This window comes from Planktotalea arctica, assembly GCF_002105285.1.
Taxonomy (GTDB): domain Bacteria; phylum Pseudomonadota; class Alphaproteobacteria; order Rhodobacterales; family Rhodobacteraceae; genus Planktotalea; species Planktotalea arctica.
The window spans coordinates 388,607-404,204 of record NZ_MUHR01000001.1 but is presented as its reverse complement, the minus strand read 5'-3'; the positions used below and the strand labels follow the sequence as shown (position 1 = coordinate 404,204).

Below are 15,598 nucleotides of genomic sequence, written 5' to 3'. Positions count from 1 at the left end.
CCGGAGGCCCTGATTTTTCGCAGAAAAATCGGCTACCCCCGCAGAACACCGCCTGTGGCCTTGGACACTTTTTCAATGATCTTGACAGACACAGCTTCGATATCCGCCTCTTTCAACGTCGCTTCCAAGGGCTGCAAACGCACCGTCACCGCGATGGACTTCTTCCCCTCACCAAGCGAGCCGCCGATGAACTCATCAAACACGCGAACACCATCAATCAGCGCCTTATCCGCACCAGCCGCAGCGTTGACCAAGGTCAGCGCCTCAACATCTGCATCAACGACAAAGGCAAAGTCGCGCTCGACTGCTTGCAGATCACGCAAGACCAAGGCCGCGCGCGTCGATGTTTGCTTCTTCGGCAAAGGCACCTCTGCAGGCCAGATCGTAAAGCCCATCGCAGGGCCTTTCACATTCATAGTGGCCAAGACCTTGGGATGGATTTCGCCAAAAACGCCCATGACTTTCTTCGGGCCAAGACAAATCTTGCCATGACGACCCGGATGCCACCATTCCTCAGCGCCGCGCAGAATTTGCGCCTTTGCAGGCGCACCAATGGCGGCCAAAATAGCTTCGGCGTCCGCTTTCACGTCAAACACATCCACGGCGCGCGATGCACCGTGCACATCCTTTGGACCCGTACGCCCGACGATCAAACCAGAGACCTGAACGTGCTGCTCGCCTGGCTCGCCGCCATGAAACGCAGTGCCTACTTCGAACAAAGCCTGATCCGCAAAACCCCGCGCCTGATTACGTGCAGCGGCTTGCAGCAAACCGGGTAGTAAAGCGGGACGCATATGGCTCATTTCGCTGCTGATCGGATTGGCCAGCATCGTCGCGTCCGTGCCACCACCAAAGAGCGCGGCAGAGGGCTGATCAATAAAGCTATATGTCACGCATTCATTATACCCGAGCGCCGCCGCCGTGCGCCGTGCTGTGCGCTCGCGCAGTTGCATTGGCGACAGGATCGCACGGGTGACGCCATCGTGCAGACGCGGCAACGGCTTGCCCACAAGGCCCGTCAGCGATTCAATGCGTGCCACTTCCTCGACCAGATCCGCCTCGCCCAAAACGTCAGGACGCCAGCTAGGGACCTGCGCCATATCGCCGTCCATCACAAAGCCGAGCGTTTCCAGAATTGCGCGTTGACGCTCCGCCGGAATATCCATGCCAACCAAAGACTGAACCCGATCCGTGTCCAGCTTATAGCTTCGCGACACGTCAGGCACTTCGCCAGCGACAATCACCTCAGAGACCTCGCCGCCTGCGTGGTCCACGATCATGCGCACCGCATGCTCCAAACCAACAGGCGTAAACGCAGGATCAACGCCGCGCTCGAAGCGATAACGCGCATCAGAATTGATCTTCAACGCACGCCCCGTGTAGGCAATCTGGATCGGATCCCAATAAGCGCTTTCCACGAAGACATTCACCGTCTCGTCAGTGCAACCGGTGGACAGACCACCCATCACACCCGCAATGCTTTCAGGGCCGGTATCGTCGGAAATGACCATCTGTCCCGCTTGCAGCGTGTATTCCTTGTCATCCAGCGCCACCAAGGTTTCGCCGCCCGCTGCGCGGTGAACGCGCAGATTGCCTTTGACCTTATCCATGTCGAAGACATGCAAAGGACGGTTCTGATCATATGTGAAAAAGTTGGTCACATCGACAAGGAAGCTAATCGGACGCAGCCCAATCGCGCGCAAGGCGTCTTGCATCCATGCGGGGGACGGACCGTTCTTCACACCTTTGATCACACGACCGCAAAACACAGGACAACCATCAAGCGTATCCGCGTCAATGCTTACATCAACATCAGCCTTAAAACTAGCCGCGACTGGTTCAACATCGCAAGCCTTGAGCGTCCCAAGCCCACGCGCGGCCAAGTCACGCGCGATCCCGCGAACACCAAGCGCATCAGGGCGGTTCGGCGTAATCGCGATTTCGATGACGGGATCAACCTTGCTCGGGTCATTTTGAGCCAGCCAATCAACAAACGTCTGACCAACCTCGCCAGAGGGCAGCTCGATAATACCATCATGCTCTTCAGACAGTTCCAACTCGCGCTCGGATGCCATCATTCCGTGGCTTTCAACGCCGCGAATGTTGCCCACGGACAGCGTCACATCAATGCCCGGCACATAGTCGCCCGGCTTGCACAGAACCACCGTGATCCCCTCGCGCGCGTTCGGCGCACCGCATACGATCTGTTGCAAGCCTTCGTTGGTCTCCACCTGGCACACGCGCAAACGATCGGCGTCGGGATGCTGCTCGGCTGACTTTACCTTCGCCAATGTGAACGCCTTGAGCGCATCGGCAGGGTTGCTCACCTCTTCCACTTCCAGACCCAGATCGGTCAAAGCGTAGAGAATGTCATCCAAGGACGCGTCTGTTTCGAGGTGCTTTTTCAACCAGGATAGTGTGAATTTCATGTCGTATCTTCCTGTTACTTAAGGCCGAGCGCTTCGCGGGCGAGCGCATGCCAATCTGTGTCGATGCCTTCGGGCACCTGTACCCAATCCTTGAACGGCCTGCCTTTGCCTGATGGGTCAAACGGCACGGCCTCAAGGTGGGTCGCGAAAATCTCTTGGACGCGGGTGACGCCCAGCTTGAACACCATGGAGTCTTGATAGAACGACAACACAGGTTTGCCCCCGCCCAGCTTTGCACAGGGCTTGCCGAACATCTGCATGACCTCAAGGCTAGGTGCCTCGTCGCGCATTTCGTCGATGAAGGCCTCAAAGGCTTGGGGAATGGCCATTATAGCCCCGCCGCCAAATTCGGCTGGTCCAAGCTCGCGAACCCGTAGTGGCGCAGCCAACGCAAATCAGAATCAAAGAACGCGCGCAGATCGGGGATGCCGTATTTCAGCATCGCCATGCGGTCGATCCCCATGCCGAAGGCAAAACCCTGCCACTCAGCCGGATCAATACCGCCCGCTTGCAGCACCTTGGGATGCACCATGCCAGAGCCGAGGACTTCAAGCCAATCATCCCCCTCGCCCACAACCACAGAGCCGTCTTTCCACTGGCACTGGATATCCACCTCGGCGGAGGGTTCAGTGAACGGGAAATGCGAGGCGCGGAAACGGGTTTTGACGTTCGTGCCAAAGAAGGCGGTGAAGAATTCCTCCAGCGTCCATTTCAAGTTCGCCATGGAGATGTCCTTGTCGATGGCGAGGCCCTCGACTTGGTTAAACATGGGCGTGTGCGTCTGATCATAATCCGCGCGGTACACGCGGCCGGGGCAAATGATGCGGCAGGGCGCGCCATGCGCTTCCATATGGCGGATTTGCACGGGGGATGTGTGCGTGCGCAAGACATGCGGGGGGCGTTCGTCGCCCTCTGCGCGGTGCGTATAGAACGTGTCCATTTCCGCGCGCGCGGGGTGATGGCCGGGGATGTTCAACGCATCAAAGTTATACCAATCGCTTTCAATCTGCGGACCTTCAGCAACGGAGAAACCAAGATCGGCAAGGATTGCAGTGACTTCCTCCGTCACCTGCGAAATCGGATGAATAGACCCCATAGCGCGCTGACGCGCGGGCAAAGTAACGTCGAGCCATTCACCGCGCAAACGCTCATCAAGCGCCGCATCGCCAAGCGCGGTCTTCTTCGCAGCCAGCGCCGAGTTGATTTCGTCCTTCAAAGCATTCAGCTTTGGACCTGCGAGCTGACGCTCCTCAGCGCTCATCTTGCCAAGCGAGCGCATTTGCAGGCTGATTTCTCCCTTTTTACCAACCGCCTGCACGCGCAAGTCTTCCAGCGTGGTTTCATCAGCGGCGGCAGCGATCAAGCTGACGTATTTCTCTCTTAGATCATCCATGGGCGGCCTCGCGTATTCAGTTGCCCCGAGTTACCCGCTTGGCCCTTTGCGTGCAAGGATCGCTGCAGGCTAACTGGGACCACACTTTAATAAAATCATCGGCTTTCTGCCCAATTTTGCCACGATCCTGCCGCAGGGCAGGTCCGGTTTCAGCAACTTATAGGCGCAAGGCCCGCTGCCGGGTCATCCCTGCTGGAGACTTCACAATGAAAACGATCCTCGTTGCTGCCACTTTGTCCTTGCCTTGCGCCCTGCCTGCCCTTGCGCAAGACACGCTCTATAATCCGAACCCTGTATTTACGCAGACCGGCCAGTGGTACACCGCACCGAACGGCTGCTCGTACAGCCGCACGCAAGCGCCTGGCCAACCGGTCATGTGGATGCTTATTCAAAACCCGCATCATATTGGCGGACGCAATGCGACCTCGGCTTGCGCCAGCATGCTTCAAGGCTAGAGGCCTAAACGAGCAACGAAAAAGGCCCCGAGCAATCGCTCGAGGCCTTTTACAATTTCAAACGCTACTCACTTAAGCGGCCAATGCTGCTTTCGCTTGCTCGACAATCGCTGTGAACGCATCTGGCTCGTTGACTGCAAGATCGGAGAGAACCTTACGGTCCACTTCGATACCGGCCAGCATCAAACCATTGATGAAGCGGCTGTATGTCAGAGCCTCGTCATGGCTACGCACAGCTGCGTTGATCCGCTGAATCCACAATGCACGGAAGCTACGCTTACGATTCTTGCGGTCGCGCGTTGCGTACTGGTTCGCTTTATCAACGGCCTGTGCTGCAACTTTGAATGTATTTTTACGGCGTCCATAGTAGCCTTTGGCTGCTTTGACGACTTTACGGTGACGGGCGTGGGTTACTGTACCACCTTTAACGCGTGACATCTTTCAAATCTCCTTAACGAGCGTAGGGCATCATCGACTTGACGATTTTCTCGTCAGCAGCCGCGAGTGTGGTCGTACCACGTGCATTGCGAAGGAATTTGTTAGAGCGCTTGATCATCCCGTGCTGCTTGCCGGCTTGTGCCGCCACAACACGGCCGCTCGCCGTTGTTTTGAACCGCTTTTTGCAGCTCGACTTCGTCTTCATCTTGGGCATTTCCGTCTCCTTTTTAAGGTCGGTAGAAACGCGCGCACTCGGCATGCCACTTTCGGCCGGACGCACGTATAGAAAGGGCCGTTTAGGACAGGCCTGCGGATTCCGCAAGAGATAAGTTAGCCAATCAAATCCCGTGTGACTTTGACAAAGACTTCGGGGATTTGATCCAGCGTGTAGCCACCCGGTTTGCCCATGACCGCCCACGCAATCAGCCCACCGCCGATCATCACCATCAGGGATGCTGCGCGCGGCGTCCGGCTATCCGAAAACGCCGAAACGATTGCGGGTATCGCAAATCCCGCAATCACCATGCCAAGCACCAAACCCAGATCGTAACTCATAACGGCACCCTTTGATCGTGTACTTTTGCAAAGGCTACTCTGGATCGGAGGCGTAAATCAATCTTTCCTCGCAAGGCGCAACCCTAAGGATGTTTGTCGTGCCCGGAATATTGAACGGGACCCCCGCGGTAACGACAATCTGATCCGTTTCAATGGCCAATCCGCTGGAACGCGCCGCGCGCGCCGCTGAAACGACAGCGCTTTTGAAGCGTTCCAATTCACCGGTCATCACGCAGTACGTGCCCCAAGTCAGCGCCAGCCGTCGCGCAGTGCGGCGCTGCGAGGTCATGGCGATGATCGGCACACGCGGGCGTTCGCGCGCAGTAAGAAGCGCCGTTGTACCGCTTTGGGTAAAGCAGCAAATCGCCTTGATTTCAGTAGTTTCCGCAATTTCACGCGCGGCGGCGACGATGCCGTCTGCGACGGTCGTGCGGCTCGCGGTGCGCGAGGCTTCGATGATTTCGGTGTAGGTCGGATCGCTTTCCACTTCGCGCGCGACATTGTCCATCGTGGTCACCGCCTCGATGGGATAGTCTCCTGCCGCACTTTCCGCACTCAGCATGATCGCATCCGCGCCTTCATAGATCGCCGTCGCCACGTCCGAAACCTCAGCGCGCGTCGGCATCGGGCTTTCGATCATGCTCTCGAGCATTTGCGTCGCCACGATCACCGGTTTTGCTGCCGCACGGCATTTGCGCACAAGGCGCTTCTGGATCGGCGGCACGTTTTGCACGGGCAGTTCCACACCCAGATCACCGCGCGCGACCATGATGCCATCGGAGGCATCGAGAATTTCGTCAAAGCTGGCAACGGCAGAGGGTTTTTCAATCTTGGACAAAACCGCCGCACGCCCCTTGATCAGATCGCGCGCATCCCACACGTCCTTGGCACGCTGCACAAAGGACAGCGCGAGCCAATCAACGCCCAGCTCGCAAACGAATTCCAGATCGGCAAGGTCTTTTTCTGACAAAGCCGCAAGCGGCAGAACCACGTCAGGTACGTTCACCCCCTTGCGGTTGGAAATCGTACCACCAATGATCACTTTGCAATTGGCGAAATCAGCGCCGCAGTCTTTGACCTTGAGGCGGATTTTACCGTCGTTCACAAGAAGGGACGCCCCCGGCTCCAGCGCTGCGAAAATTTCAGGATGGGGCAAGCGCACACGCGCGGAGTCGCCCTCCGCCTCGTCCAGATCAAGGCGGAAATCTGCACCCACGATCAACTCTTCAGAGCCTTTGGCAAATTCGCCTACACGCAGCTTTGGTCCCTGAAGGTCTGCCAGAATGCCGATTGGACTGTCGAGATCTTCCTCAACCTTGCGAATGATCGCATGCAGCTCGCCAATTTTCTCGTGGCTGCCATGGCTCATGTTGAGACGGAACACATCGGCCCCCGCTTCATGCAAAGCGCGGATCATTTTGTAATCGCTGGAGGCTGGCCCCAGCGTGGCCACGATTTTCACATTGCGGTTGCGTCTCATAATTCGTCCTCGTCTCGGTTCAGCCGGATCGGCAAGCATCTCATGTTATCGCTAACACGCTCGGTCGCTTATTGCGCATTTCCAATTGCGCGGCAACTGCACTATTGCTGCGGCAAACCTAGGAAACAGATACGTGACATACCAGCCTTTCTTTGAATTCACCGACCAACGCAAGGGGCGCTGGGTCGTAAGCTGCGATCATGCAGCCAACACCGTGCCGGCCTTCGTCAACGGCAGCGATCTGGGCATCGCAGCCAGCGATATGAACCGGCACATCGCCTATGACATCGGCGCGTGCGGACTCGCACAGGCTTTAGGCGCGCAGCTGGACAGCCCTGTGATCTGCTCGAACTTCTCGCGCCTTGTGATCGATCCCAATCGCGGCGCGAATGATCCAACATTGTTGATGAAGCTTTATGACGGCACGATCATTCCCGCCAATCGCAACGCCGATGCAGCAGATCTGGAGCGGCGCATGCAGGCTTGCTACCACCCCTATCACGCCGCTCTTGGCGCGTTAATGCAGCGCCATGAGCGCCCTGTGCTGCTGTCGATCCATTCATTCACGCCGCAATTAAGAGGACGCCCCAAGCGGCCTTGGGAAATTGGCGTGCTATATGCCCATGACACCCGCCTTGCCGCGCCTCTGATGCAGCTTCTTGCGCAGGAGGGCGATTTGACGGTCGGTAACAACGAACCCTACGCAGGGCATTTGCCGGGCGACGCGGTAGACAGGCATGCACTGGCGAGCGGGCATCTGAATGTGCTGATCGAGCTGCGCAATGATCTGATTGAAACCGAAGCGCAGCAGCTTTTCTGGGCAAAACGCCTGGCTCCGCTGCTTGAAAAGGCGCTGGCACAGACCAACCTATAAAAAACACTAAACAGGAGCCCGACATGGACGCACAGACACAACTGGAACTGGAAGCCGCCGCCTTTCGCCGCTTGCGCGACCACCTCGCCGCACGCACGGATGTTCAGAATATCGACATGATGAACCTGACGGGCTTTTGCCGCAATTGCCTGTCGCGCTGGTATCAGGAGGCCGCGAACGAACGCGACATCGAAATGAGCAAGGAAGACGCGCGGAGCACCTTTTACGGCATGCCATTTAGTGAGTGGCGTGATCAGTTTCAGAGCGATGCGTCAGATGCGCAAAAAGCCGCGTTCGAGGTTTCCCACAAACAAGCGACCTAATCGTTTCGCTCTCTGCGAGGCTTGCCGCGCAGAGAGTATTGCCAGTAGCTTTAGTAAACGTCGCCGCCCTCAACGCGTTTGGAGAATTCTGTCTCCTCACCCGTTGCAAGCACCTTTGCCTGAGCGATCCACGTATCGCGGCTGACGCGGCCTTTGAAACCCTCAAGGTTGGCGTCAACCCAGGCCTCTTCGTCAGGGGTCCAATTGGCGATCTGGTCAAAATGATAGAAACCCAAGCTGTTGCACAGTTTCTCCAACTTTGGTCCGATCCCTTTGATTTGCTTGAGATCATCGGCAACCCCGCCGCGCGCTTCGGTCAGGGCTTCAGGCTTTACGCCTTCATTTGCGCCCTCGATCACACCGTCACCGTCGTAATCGATCGATGCCGCATCCACAGATGCTTCTGCCACTGCGGGTGCGATCGCTCTCGCCGCTTCAGCCTTTAACGCGGCAATGCGCGCGTCTTTTTCTGTGTGTTTGGCTTGGCACGCTTCCAGATCACGGCGCAAGCGAGCCACTTCGCCCGTGTCAACCGCCGCTTCGCTGCGTCGTCCCCAAACCAACCATCCCACCATCAAGCCCAAAAGCGTAGCCAATATGATCAGGATGACCATTTCACTTATCAAAAAGCCCCATTCACGAAACATTATGTCTTCCTTTCAAACTTGTTACTGCTGCGCCCAGCGCACTGTGGTCCTACGATTTGCTGCGCGGCCTTCTTCGCTCGCATTGTCCGCAATCGGTTTGCTCGCGCCATACCCCACCGCGCTAAGCGCAGCACCGTCGATACCGCGCGCAATCATCGCGTTGCGCACGGCCTGCGCGCGCGCGGCGCTCAACTCGAAATTACCCGAACCCGTGTTGTCCGTATGTCCGCCAAGTTCTGCGATCAAACCGGCATCTCGCACGCAGCGGCCCAGCACGCTCGCCATCGCATTGATAGCGCGCACAGCCCGCGGCCCCAAATCGGCAGAGCCACTGAGGAAATTGATCTTCGTAGTTGCCAGAAGTTTTTCAGTTTGCGCCCCACATGTAGAAAGCGACGGGGTGAAGACGATCTTGGGCAGCCACGCACCAAACTCGAACCGCTCGGCCTGACCCGTGGCCGCGTTAATCCGCTCTTGCCCGCTTTGCGGCAGCGTACCCAGCCCAGCAAGGGACAGTTCCAGATCGCTTTCGAAATCCTGCGCCATGCTTTGTTGCACCAGCGCCGCATTCACGCCTGGTGCCGCAAAGCCGGTGATCGCAGGCGGGCCAGAGTGCAACGTCAGCTTGGCGCTTTCGAGCTCTGGCAGCCAGCCCTTTAGCTTGCTAAGAATTCCAAGCGCAGCAACTGGATCGCCTTCGATGCCCACGCTCGGATCACCTGCAACAGCGTCCACGCCAAGCGCTTCGCCGATCTGCGCAAGGTCAAGACCTTTGGGCAGCTTGCCCGCGACCGTCACACCCGAAGCCGCATCGTAGCTGACGTCGAAGCCGATCGGCGTGCCGTCGTCGCGCGTCTCGATATCATCTTGCAACGTGTAGCCTTCGGGCAGCGTCAGCGCGGTTATCAGGGCATTGCGATCGCTTGGCGTGTCAACCAGACCCGTCAAACGCATCGTCGTTCCCGTGAGCGAGGCCGCGCCGTCCTGCATTTGCGTCAGCGTGCCGAGCGCGCCGCCAATCGCCGCTTCCCAGCGCTCCGGTGCGCCGGAAGCAAGGGTCAATCCCTCTACACCGCTCGCGCCGCTCTCGCGCAAGGCCGCGCGCATCGCCTCGGAGGGCACATTTCCCTGCAAAAGCGTTTGCCCATTCTTACGCGTCGCGGCGATCGTAAATGGATCGGCCATCGGCAAGACCTCGAGCGCATCAATAACCACGCGGCGTCCCTGAACATCGTTCAGCGCGGAGATCAGCGCCGCGCGCTCCGCTTCACTATTTGCCAGCCCCGAAACACGAATGTCGCGACCGTCCACATTTGCCTGCACGCCGTGCACAGCACCCGCCACAGCTGTTTGCGCATGCAGCCCGATCGAGCTCTCGATATCCAGCGCCTGATCCTTCGCGCCCCAATAGCCAAGACCACCGACACCCGCTGCCAAAAGCACACCGCCTAAGAGTTTTCTCATTACCCGACCTCTTTTCAGTACTCGTTCAAACACGCTCGCCGTAGCGAATTATGCTATCAAAGCCCATTACTTGCGCGATTAGCAAGGGGGAAGCGCCACGCAAAAAACCCGCAGCATTGAAGAACGCTACGCACTTATGGCCCTGAAGGAGTTCCGGCAGAGGCGGTGGCGAATGACAGAGGCGCTTGGTTAAACGTCATTTTTCAAGAGCATTTAGGTCGTCAGTTGAACGCCCTTGATTAACGCAAACGAGCAATCTTTACCGAAGTAGAGCACTGAAACGACAAAGCTCACGGAAACCGTGAGCTTTGTGTTGGAAAATTCGCCCAATTTAAGGCCGTTTGTGCGACTTAGATCGCTTTCTTGAGGCTTTCCTCGAGATAAATCTCGCGAAGACGCGGCGCAACACGGCCCGGCGTGCCATCCCCAAGGATCGCACCGTCAATTTCAACCACAGGCATGACGAAAGTGGAGGCAGATGTGATGAACGCCTCATCCGCCTGCATTGCCTCTTCGATGGTGAAGTTGCGCTCTTCCACATCCATCTGCGCCTCTTGCGCGAACCGCAGCACTGCAGCGCGCGTGATCCCGTGCAGAATATCGTTCGAGAGCGCGCGCGTTATGATAGTGTTGCCCTTGACGATATAGGCGTTGTTGGACGTGCCCTCGGTGACAAATCCATCCTCTATCATCCAGGCGTCGTCCGCCCCCGCCTTTTTCGCCATCATCTTGCCCATGGAGGGATAAAGCAGTTGAACCGTCTTGATATCACGGCGTCCCCAGCGAATATCTTCGATTGAAATCACCTTCATGCCAACTTTGGCCGCAGGCGAATTGGCGAGGCCGGGCTTGTTTTGGGTGAACAGTACAATCGTGCAGGGCGTCGTGTCCGGATCAGGGAAAGCGAAATCACGATCACTCGGCGCGCCGCGGGTGATTTGCAGATAGATCATCCCTTCGTCAATCTCGTTGACACGCACCAACTCGCGGTGAACCACGAGCAGATCTTCCTTGGAAATCGGGTTATTCATGTCCAACTCGTTCAGCGAACGCGCAAGGCGGATTGCATGGCCGTCAAAGTCGATGAGCTTGCCACCCAGAACCGATGTGACCTCATAGACGCCATCCGCCATCAGGAACCCGCGATCGAAGATCGAGACTTTGGCTTCGGTCTCGGGCAGGTATTCGCCGTTTACATATACGGTACGTGTCATTTTGTGTCTCCTATCCCCAAAGTTCAGGTTTGGGTGGATGGACGCCAGCGGCGTCAAAGTGAAGGGGCGTGTCGCGGTCTTCGGCCAGAAGGAGCGGGCCGTCAAGGTCCGTGAACAAGACGCCCTGCGCAAGCAATGTCGCAGGGGCCATAGCGAGCGATGATCCGACCATACAGCCGACCATCACACCGTAGCCTTGCGCAATTGCCTCTTGTTTCAGCGCCAAGCCTTCGGTCAATCCGCCGGTCTTATCCAGCTTTATGTTCACCACGTCATATTTTCCCTTGAGCGCAGGCAGGCTTGCGCGGTCATGGCAGGATTCGTCGGCGCAAACGGGCAAAGGCCGCTCGATTTCGCTCAAGGCATCATCCTTGCCAGCGGGCAGCGGTTGCTCGACCAACTCCACGCCAAGGCCGACAAGATGCGGCGCAAGCTCTGCGTAGACGTCCGCGCTCCAGCCCTCGTTCGCGTCAATGATGATCCGCGATTTAGGCGCGCCGCGGCGCACGGCCTCAAGGCGGGGCATATCATCGGGCGTGCCCAACTTGATCTTCAGCAGTGGGCGGTGCGCATTTTCGCGCGCCTGTGACTGCATCGCTTCGGGCGTGCCAAGCGAGAGCGTGTAGGCCGTAATTTCAGGTCCGGGTTTTTGCAGACCCGCGAGATCCCAAACCGGTCGACCCGTCCGCTTCGCTTCCAAATCCCACAGCGCGCAATCCACCGCATTGCGCGCCGCCCCCGGCTCCAGCAAATCATAAAGCGCCATGCGCGACATATCAGCAGGCAGGCCGCGAATTTGCGCCTCTACGCTCTCCATCGTCTCGCCGTAGCGCGCGTAGGGTACGCATTCACCCCAGCCGATATGCGCGCCATCGCTCAGTTTGACCGTAAGCACCTTGGCCTCCGTCCGAGACCCGCGCGAGATCGTGAAGACCTGCGCGAGCTTGAACACATCGTAGCTGATGTCGATTTGCATCAAATTGACGCCAACGCATCCACAAGACGACCCGCGCCGTGGCGGTAAGGATCAACCGCAGGCAGGCCCATGCGCTCTTCTACGTCTTTGAGGTAGGCAACCGCATCGTCCTCGGACATGTGCTGCGTGTTGACCGAAATGCCTACCACCTTGCACGCGGGATTTGCGACCTGGGCCAGCGGCAGTGCGGTATCGCGCAGCACCTCAAGCGTTGGCAGCGAGTACCCCGGCAGGCCGCGCATATGCGTGCGTGTCGGCTCGTGACACAGGATCAGCGCATCGGGCTGGCCACCATGTACCAGCGCCATGGTGACACCAGAATAGGAAACGTGGAACAGGCTGCCTTGCCCCTCGATCATATCCCAATGATCCTCATCATTATCCGGCGTAAGATACTCGACCGCACCCGCCATGAAATCGGCGATCACCGCATCGAGCGGCACGCCATGCCCTGTGATCAGAATTCCCGTCTGCCCCGTCGCGCGGAAGGTAGATTTAAGACCGCGTTCCTGCATCTCCGCATCCATCGCCAGCGCCGTATACATCTTGCCCGCTGAGCAATCCGTCCCAACTGCAAGGCAACGCTTGCCTGTACGTTTGATTCCGTTGGCAATGGGATAGCCAACCGTAGGAACGCGCACGTCGTGCAAGGTCCCGCCGTGCATCTGCGCCGCAGCGACAAGATCACCTTCATCGCGCAGCAGGTTATGCAAACCGGAAGCCAGATCATAGCCCATTTCCAGCGCCTCGATCAAAACGTCTTTCCATGCCTGGCTAATGATACCGCCGCGATTGGCAACGCCTATGACCAACGTCTTGGCACCGGCAGCCTTTGCTTCCGCGAGGGTCATGTCCTGAAGGCCGATATCGGTACCACAGCCGGGCAGGCGCAATTGGCCAACGGAATTTTCGGGACGCCAATCCTTGATGCCCTGCGCCACTTTGGCGGAAAGCTGGTCAGGTGCGTCGCCCAGGAAGAGCAGATATGGTGTCTCGATCATGGTGGTCCCCTCAGAATCTAAATGTCTTGGCGCTTAGATTGGAGCGACTTGATCACGATTTTCTTTCTTTTTCCTCGATACTCGCACTAGTATTCGTAATTTCTTGCACAAATTCTTAAATTTATCGAAGAATCTTTCGAACTTTCTTGTCCCCCTGCACAAACTGACATCTCTGCAATGCAGCGCTCGACTATGCAGGCGCAGAAATCTGCTTGCGCAGAGCTTCGCAACGAAATATCTCTGACGGCAAGAAAAACGTAATTAAATTACCTGAAAGGGTCGCCATGAGCTTCCGCATCCAACCAACGCCCGTCGCACGCCCCAACCGCTGCCAGTTGTTCGGCCCGGGCTCGCGTCCTGCGATCTTCGAAAAGATGGCAGCAAGCGCGGCTGATGTGATCAACCTCGACCTCGAGGATTCGGTCGCGCCCTCCGATAAGGACAGTGCGCGCGCCAATGTGATCAAGGCAATCAGCGATGTGGACTGGGGCAGCAAGACGCTCTCCGTGCGCATCAACGGGCTCGACACGCCCTATTGGTATCGCGATGTAGTTGATCTGCTCGAGCAAGCGGGCGAGCGTCTCGATCAGATTATGATCCCTAAAGTGGGCTGCGCCGCGGACATTTACGCGGTGGACGCGTTGGTCAGCGCGATCGAGCTTGCGAAAGGACGCAGCAAGCGGATTTCCTTCGAGGTGATCATCGAAAGCGCAGCAGGCATCGCACATGTGGAAGAGATCGCCGCCGCGTCGCCGCGCTTGCAAGCGATGAGCCTTGGCGCAGCCGATTTCGCCGCCTCCATGGGCATGGCAACCACGGGAATCGGCGGCACACAGGAAAACTACTATATGATGCACGAGGGCGCGAAACACTGGTCCGACCCGTGGCACTGGGCGCAAGCCGCTATTGTTGCCGCTTGCCGCACGCATGGCGTGCTGCCTGTCGATGGCCCCTTCGGTGATTTCTCCGACGACGAAGGTTTCCGCGCACAAGCGCGCCGCTCGGCCACACTCGGAATGGTCGGTAAATGGGCGATCCACCCCAAGCAGATCACCCTCGCCAACGAGGTTTTTACCCCCTCCACCGAGGCCGTCAATGAGGCCCGCGAAATCCTCGCGGCGATGGAAGAGGCCAAGGCAAAGGGCGAAGGCGCGACCGTTTACAAGGGCCGACTGGTGGACATAGCATCCATCAAGCAGGCCGAAGTGATCGTGCGCAATTCAGAAATGATCGCCGGTTAATCTGCCAAACAGCCGGAATAGCTATCGGCAAGACCTTGCAGAAGCTGCGTATACAGATAGGGGCCGGGCGAAAGTCTGGCCCCGATTGCATCAAGCTCTCCGAGATTTGCATCACTGCCCTCAAGCACAACCTCCACCAGACGCGCGCTTTGCTGTGGCTCTTTGAACAGGCACGTCGCGCCAGACTCTTCCAAGGCGTGACGCGCACCGGATATCCGCGCAGGGCTGGGGGCCGCCGCATCGCCCAGCGCAATAGCGCCTGCAAATGCGGGGCCGAAGCGACGGTCAAAATACTGGAAGGCATCATGGAGCACCATGTAAGATGACGCCTGAAACGGCTCCATCTGAGCGGTAATATTTGCACTAAGCGCCGTGAGTTCCACCTGCGCAGCTTGGGCGTTGGCAGCATAAATCGCCGCGTTTTCCTGATCGGCGCTCGAGAGCGCGTCAGCTATCGCCTGCACCCAGAGCACTGCGTTTTGCGGATCTAGCCAGCCATGCGGATCAAAGGCCGCATCGCTGTGATCATGCCCGTGCTCCTTGTCGTGCGCGTGTTCATGTTCTTCATCATGCCCACCGCCATGGCCATGCTCATCCTTGTCATGGCTATCTTCTTCATGCGCATCATGCTCCATGTGACCCTCGTGCGCCTCATGGCCTTCACGAAAAGCGTGATGCACCGTTCCGTCGATCAGCATCATTTCAGAAATCACCGCATTACTCGCCAGAGTTTCCAGTGGGTTTTGCAACCAAGACGTCAACTCGGCACTTGTCCAGAAAACGAGTTGTGCGCGCTCCAAGGCTGCCGCTTGTGATGGACGTAGTGCGTAGGTATGTGGCGAAGCATCAGGCGCAACGATCAGATCAGGTTCACCTACTCCTTGCATCACCCGGGCCACAAGCGAATGGATTGGCGCGATATCAACAGCAACGCGGATCGGCTCGGCTGCAAGCGGCATTGCAAAACATGCCAGAGGCAAGAAAATAATTTTACGCATGAGTTTGATCCTTTCGTGTTGCGTTGATGTGCATATGTTATATTATAACGCTTATCGTCAATCGGAAAATGTTATAATATAACAATTTCATTCCAACGAAGAAGCGCACG

General features: G+C 57.5%; 17 protein-coding genes. 4 read left to right on the top strand and 13 right to left on the bottom strand.

All coding sequences use genetic code 11. The features are described 5' to 3' along the window. Window positions 1-32: 32 nt before the first annotated feature. Genes pheT through pheS form a run of 3 tightly spaced genes read right to left on the bottom strand, consistent with a single transcriptional unit; the run spans window position 33 to window position 3,822 of the window. Window positions 33-2,429: a phenylalanine--tRNA ligase subunit beta gene (gene pheT / locus B9P63_RS02040; protein WP_085306868.1), complete on the bottom strand. Its 2,397-nt coding sequence runs from the start codon at window positions 2,427-2,429 to the stop codon at window positions 33-35. Window positions 2,430-2,443: 14 nt separating this feature from the next. After that, entirely contained in the window at window positions 2,444-2,758 is a 315-nt protein-coding gene (locus B9P63_RS02035; protein ID WP_085306867.1) for a hypothetical protein, read from the bottom strand. Next, window positions 2,758-3,822 carry a phenylalanine--tRNA ligase subunit alpha gene (gene pheS, locus B9P63_RS02030; protein ID WP_085306866.1) on the bottom strand — a complete coding sequence of 355 codons (1,065 nt, stop codon included), beginning with the start codon at window positions 3,820-3,822 and terminating at the stop codon, window positions 2,758-2,760. The genes B9P63_RS02035 and pheS overlap by 1 nt, the downstream gene beginning before the upstream one ends. Window positions 3,823-4,028: 206 nt before the next feature. Between pheS and B9P63_RS02025 the strand changes: the two genes are divergently transcribed. Next, window positions 4,029-4,277, top strand: coding sequence for a hypothetical protein (locus B9P63_RS02025; protein WP_085306865.1), 249 nt, complete (start codon window positions 4,029-4,031; stop codon window positions 4,275-4,277). 72 nt (window positions 4,278-4,349) lie between these two features. Here B9P63_RS02025 and rplT read toward each other — a convergent pair whose 3' ends face one another. The 4 genes from rplT to pyk all read right to left on the bottom strand — a co-directional run bounded on the left by rplT (window position 4,350) and on the right by pyk (window position 6,750). After that, window positions 4,350-4,715, bottom strand: a complete 366-nt coding sequence (gene rplT, locus B9P63_RS02020; protein WP_085306864.1) for a 50S ribosomal protein L20 — start codon at window positions 4,713-4,715, stop codon at window positions 4,350-4,352. A 13-nt stretch (window positions 4,716-4,728) separates the two neighbouring features. Further along, on the bottom strand, window positions 4,729-4,929 hold the full coding sequence (gene rpmI / locus B9P63_RS02015) for a 50S ribosomal protein L35 (protein ID WP_072632074.1): 201 nt from the start codon (window positions 4,927-4,929) through the stop codon (window positions 4,729-4,731). A gap of 116 nt (window positions 4,930-5,045) precedes the next feature. Further along, the gene (locus tag B9P63_RS02010; RefSeq protein ID WP_085306863.1) at window positions 5,046-5,270 is read right to left on the bottom strand and encodes a hypothetical protein; all 225 of its coding nucleotides are present in this window, start codon (window positions 5,268-5,270) and stop codon (window positions 5,046-5,048) included. Window positions 5,271-5,304: 34 nt separating this feature from the next. Further along, window positions 5,305-6,750: a pyruvate kinase gene (gene pyk / locus B9P63_RS02005; protein ID WP_085306862.1), complete on the bottom strand. Its 1,446-nt coding sequence runs from the start codon at window positions 6,748-6,750 to the stop codon at window positions 5,305-5,307. Window positions 6,751-6,883: 133 nt separating this feature from the next. Here pyk and B9P63_RS02000 point away from each other — a divergent pair, with 133 nt between their 5' ends. Together B9P63_RS02000 and B9P63_RS01995 are read left to right on the top strand one after the other, a co-directional pair. Then, window positions 6,884-7,624 carry an N-formylglutamate amidohydrolase gene (locus B9P63_RS02000; protein ID WP_085306861.1) on the top strand — a complete coding sequence of 247 codons (741 nt, stop codon included), beginning with the start codon at window positions 6,884-6,886 and terminating at the stop codon, window positions 7,622-7,624. Window positions 7,625-7,647: 23 nt separating this feature from the next. Beyond that, window positions 7,648-7,947 (top strand): DUF1244 domain-containing protein, encoded by a 300-nt coding sequence (locus B9P63_RS01995; protein ID WP_085306860.1) that lies wholly within the window; start codon window positions 7,648-7,650, stop codon window positions 7,945-7,947. A gap of 50 nt (window positions 7,948-7,997) precedes the next feature. Here B9P63_RS01995 and B9P63_RS01990 read toward each other — a convergent pair whose 3' ends face one another. The 5 genes from B9P63_RS01990 to dgcN all read right to left on the bottom strand — a co-directional run bounded on the left by B9P63_RS01990 (window position 7,998) and on the right by dgcN (window position 13,249). Beyond that, window positions 7,998-8,594 (bottom strand): hypothetical protein, encoded by a 597-nt coding sequence (locus B9P63_RS01990; RefSeq protein WP_085306859.1) that lies wholly within the window; start codon window positions 8,592-8,594, stop codon window positions 7,998-8,000. Between the two features lie 21 nt (window positions 8,595-8,615). Next, window positions 8,616-10,058, bottom strand: coding sequence for an OmpA family protein (locus tag B9P63_RS01985; RefSeq protein ID WP_085306858.1), 1,443 nt, complete (start codon window positions 10,056-10,058; stop codon window positions 8,616-8,618). 350 nt (window positions 10,059-10,408) lie between these two features. Next, window positions 10,409-11,272, bottom strand: a complete 864-nt coding sequence (locus B9P63_RS01980; RefSeq protein ID WP_085306857.1) for a D-amino-acid transaminase — start codon at window positions 11,270-11,272, stop codon at window positions 10,409-10,411. Between the two features lie 10 nt (window positions 11,273-11,282). Continuing rightward, window positions 11,283-12,248: an N-acetyl-D-Glu racemase DgcA gene (gene dgcA / locus B9P63_RS01975; protein ID WP_085306856.1), complete on the bottom strand. Its 966-nt coding sequence runs from the start codon at window positions 12,246-12,248 to the stop codon at window positions 11,283-11,285. Beyond that, window positions 12,248-13,249 carry an N-acetyltransferase DgcN gene (dgcN, locus tag B9P63_RS01970; protein ID WP_085306855.1) on the bottom strand — a complete coding sequence of 334 codons (1,002 nt, stop codon included), beginning with the start codon at window positions 13,247-13,249 and terminating at the stop codon, window positions 12,248-12,250. The genes dgcA and dgcN overlap by 1 nt, the downstream gene beginning before the upstream one ends. A 284-nt stretch (window positions 13,250-13,533) precedes the next feature. Between dgcN and B9P63_RS01965 the strand changes: the two genes are divergently transcribed. Next, entirely contained in the window at window positions 13,534-14,490 is a 957-nt protein-coding gene (locus tag B9P63_RS01965) for an L-malyl-CoA/beta-methylmalyl-CoA lyase (RefSeq protein WP_085306854.1), read from the top strand. Here the strand turns inward: B9P63_RS01965 and B9P63_RS01960 are convergent. Beyond that, on the bottom strand, window positions 14,487-15,488 hold the full coding sequence (locus B9P63_RS01960) for a zinc ABC transporter substrate-binding protein (protein ID WP_085306853.1): 1,002 nt from the start codon (window positions 15,486-15,488) through the stop codon (window positions 14,487-14,489). The two genes, B9P63_RS01965 and B9P63_RS01960, sit on opposite strands and share 4 nt — an antisense overlap. Window positions 15,489-15,598: the final 110 nt, after the last annotated feature.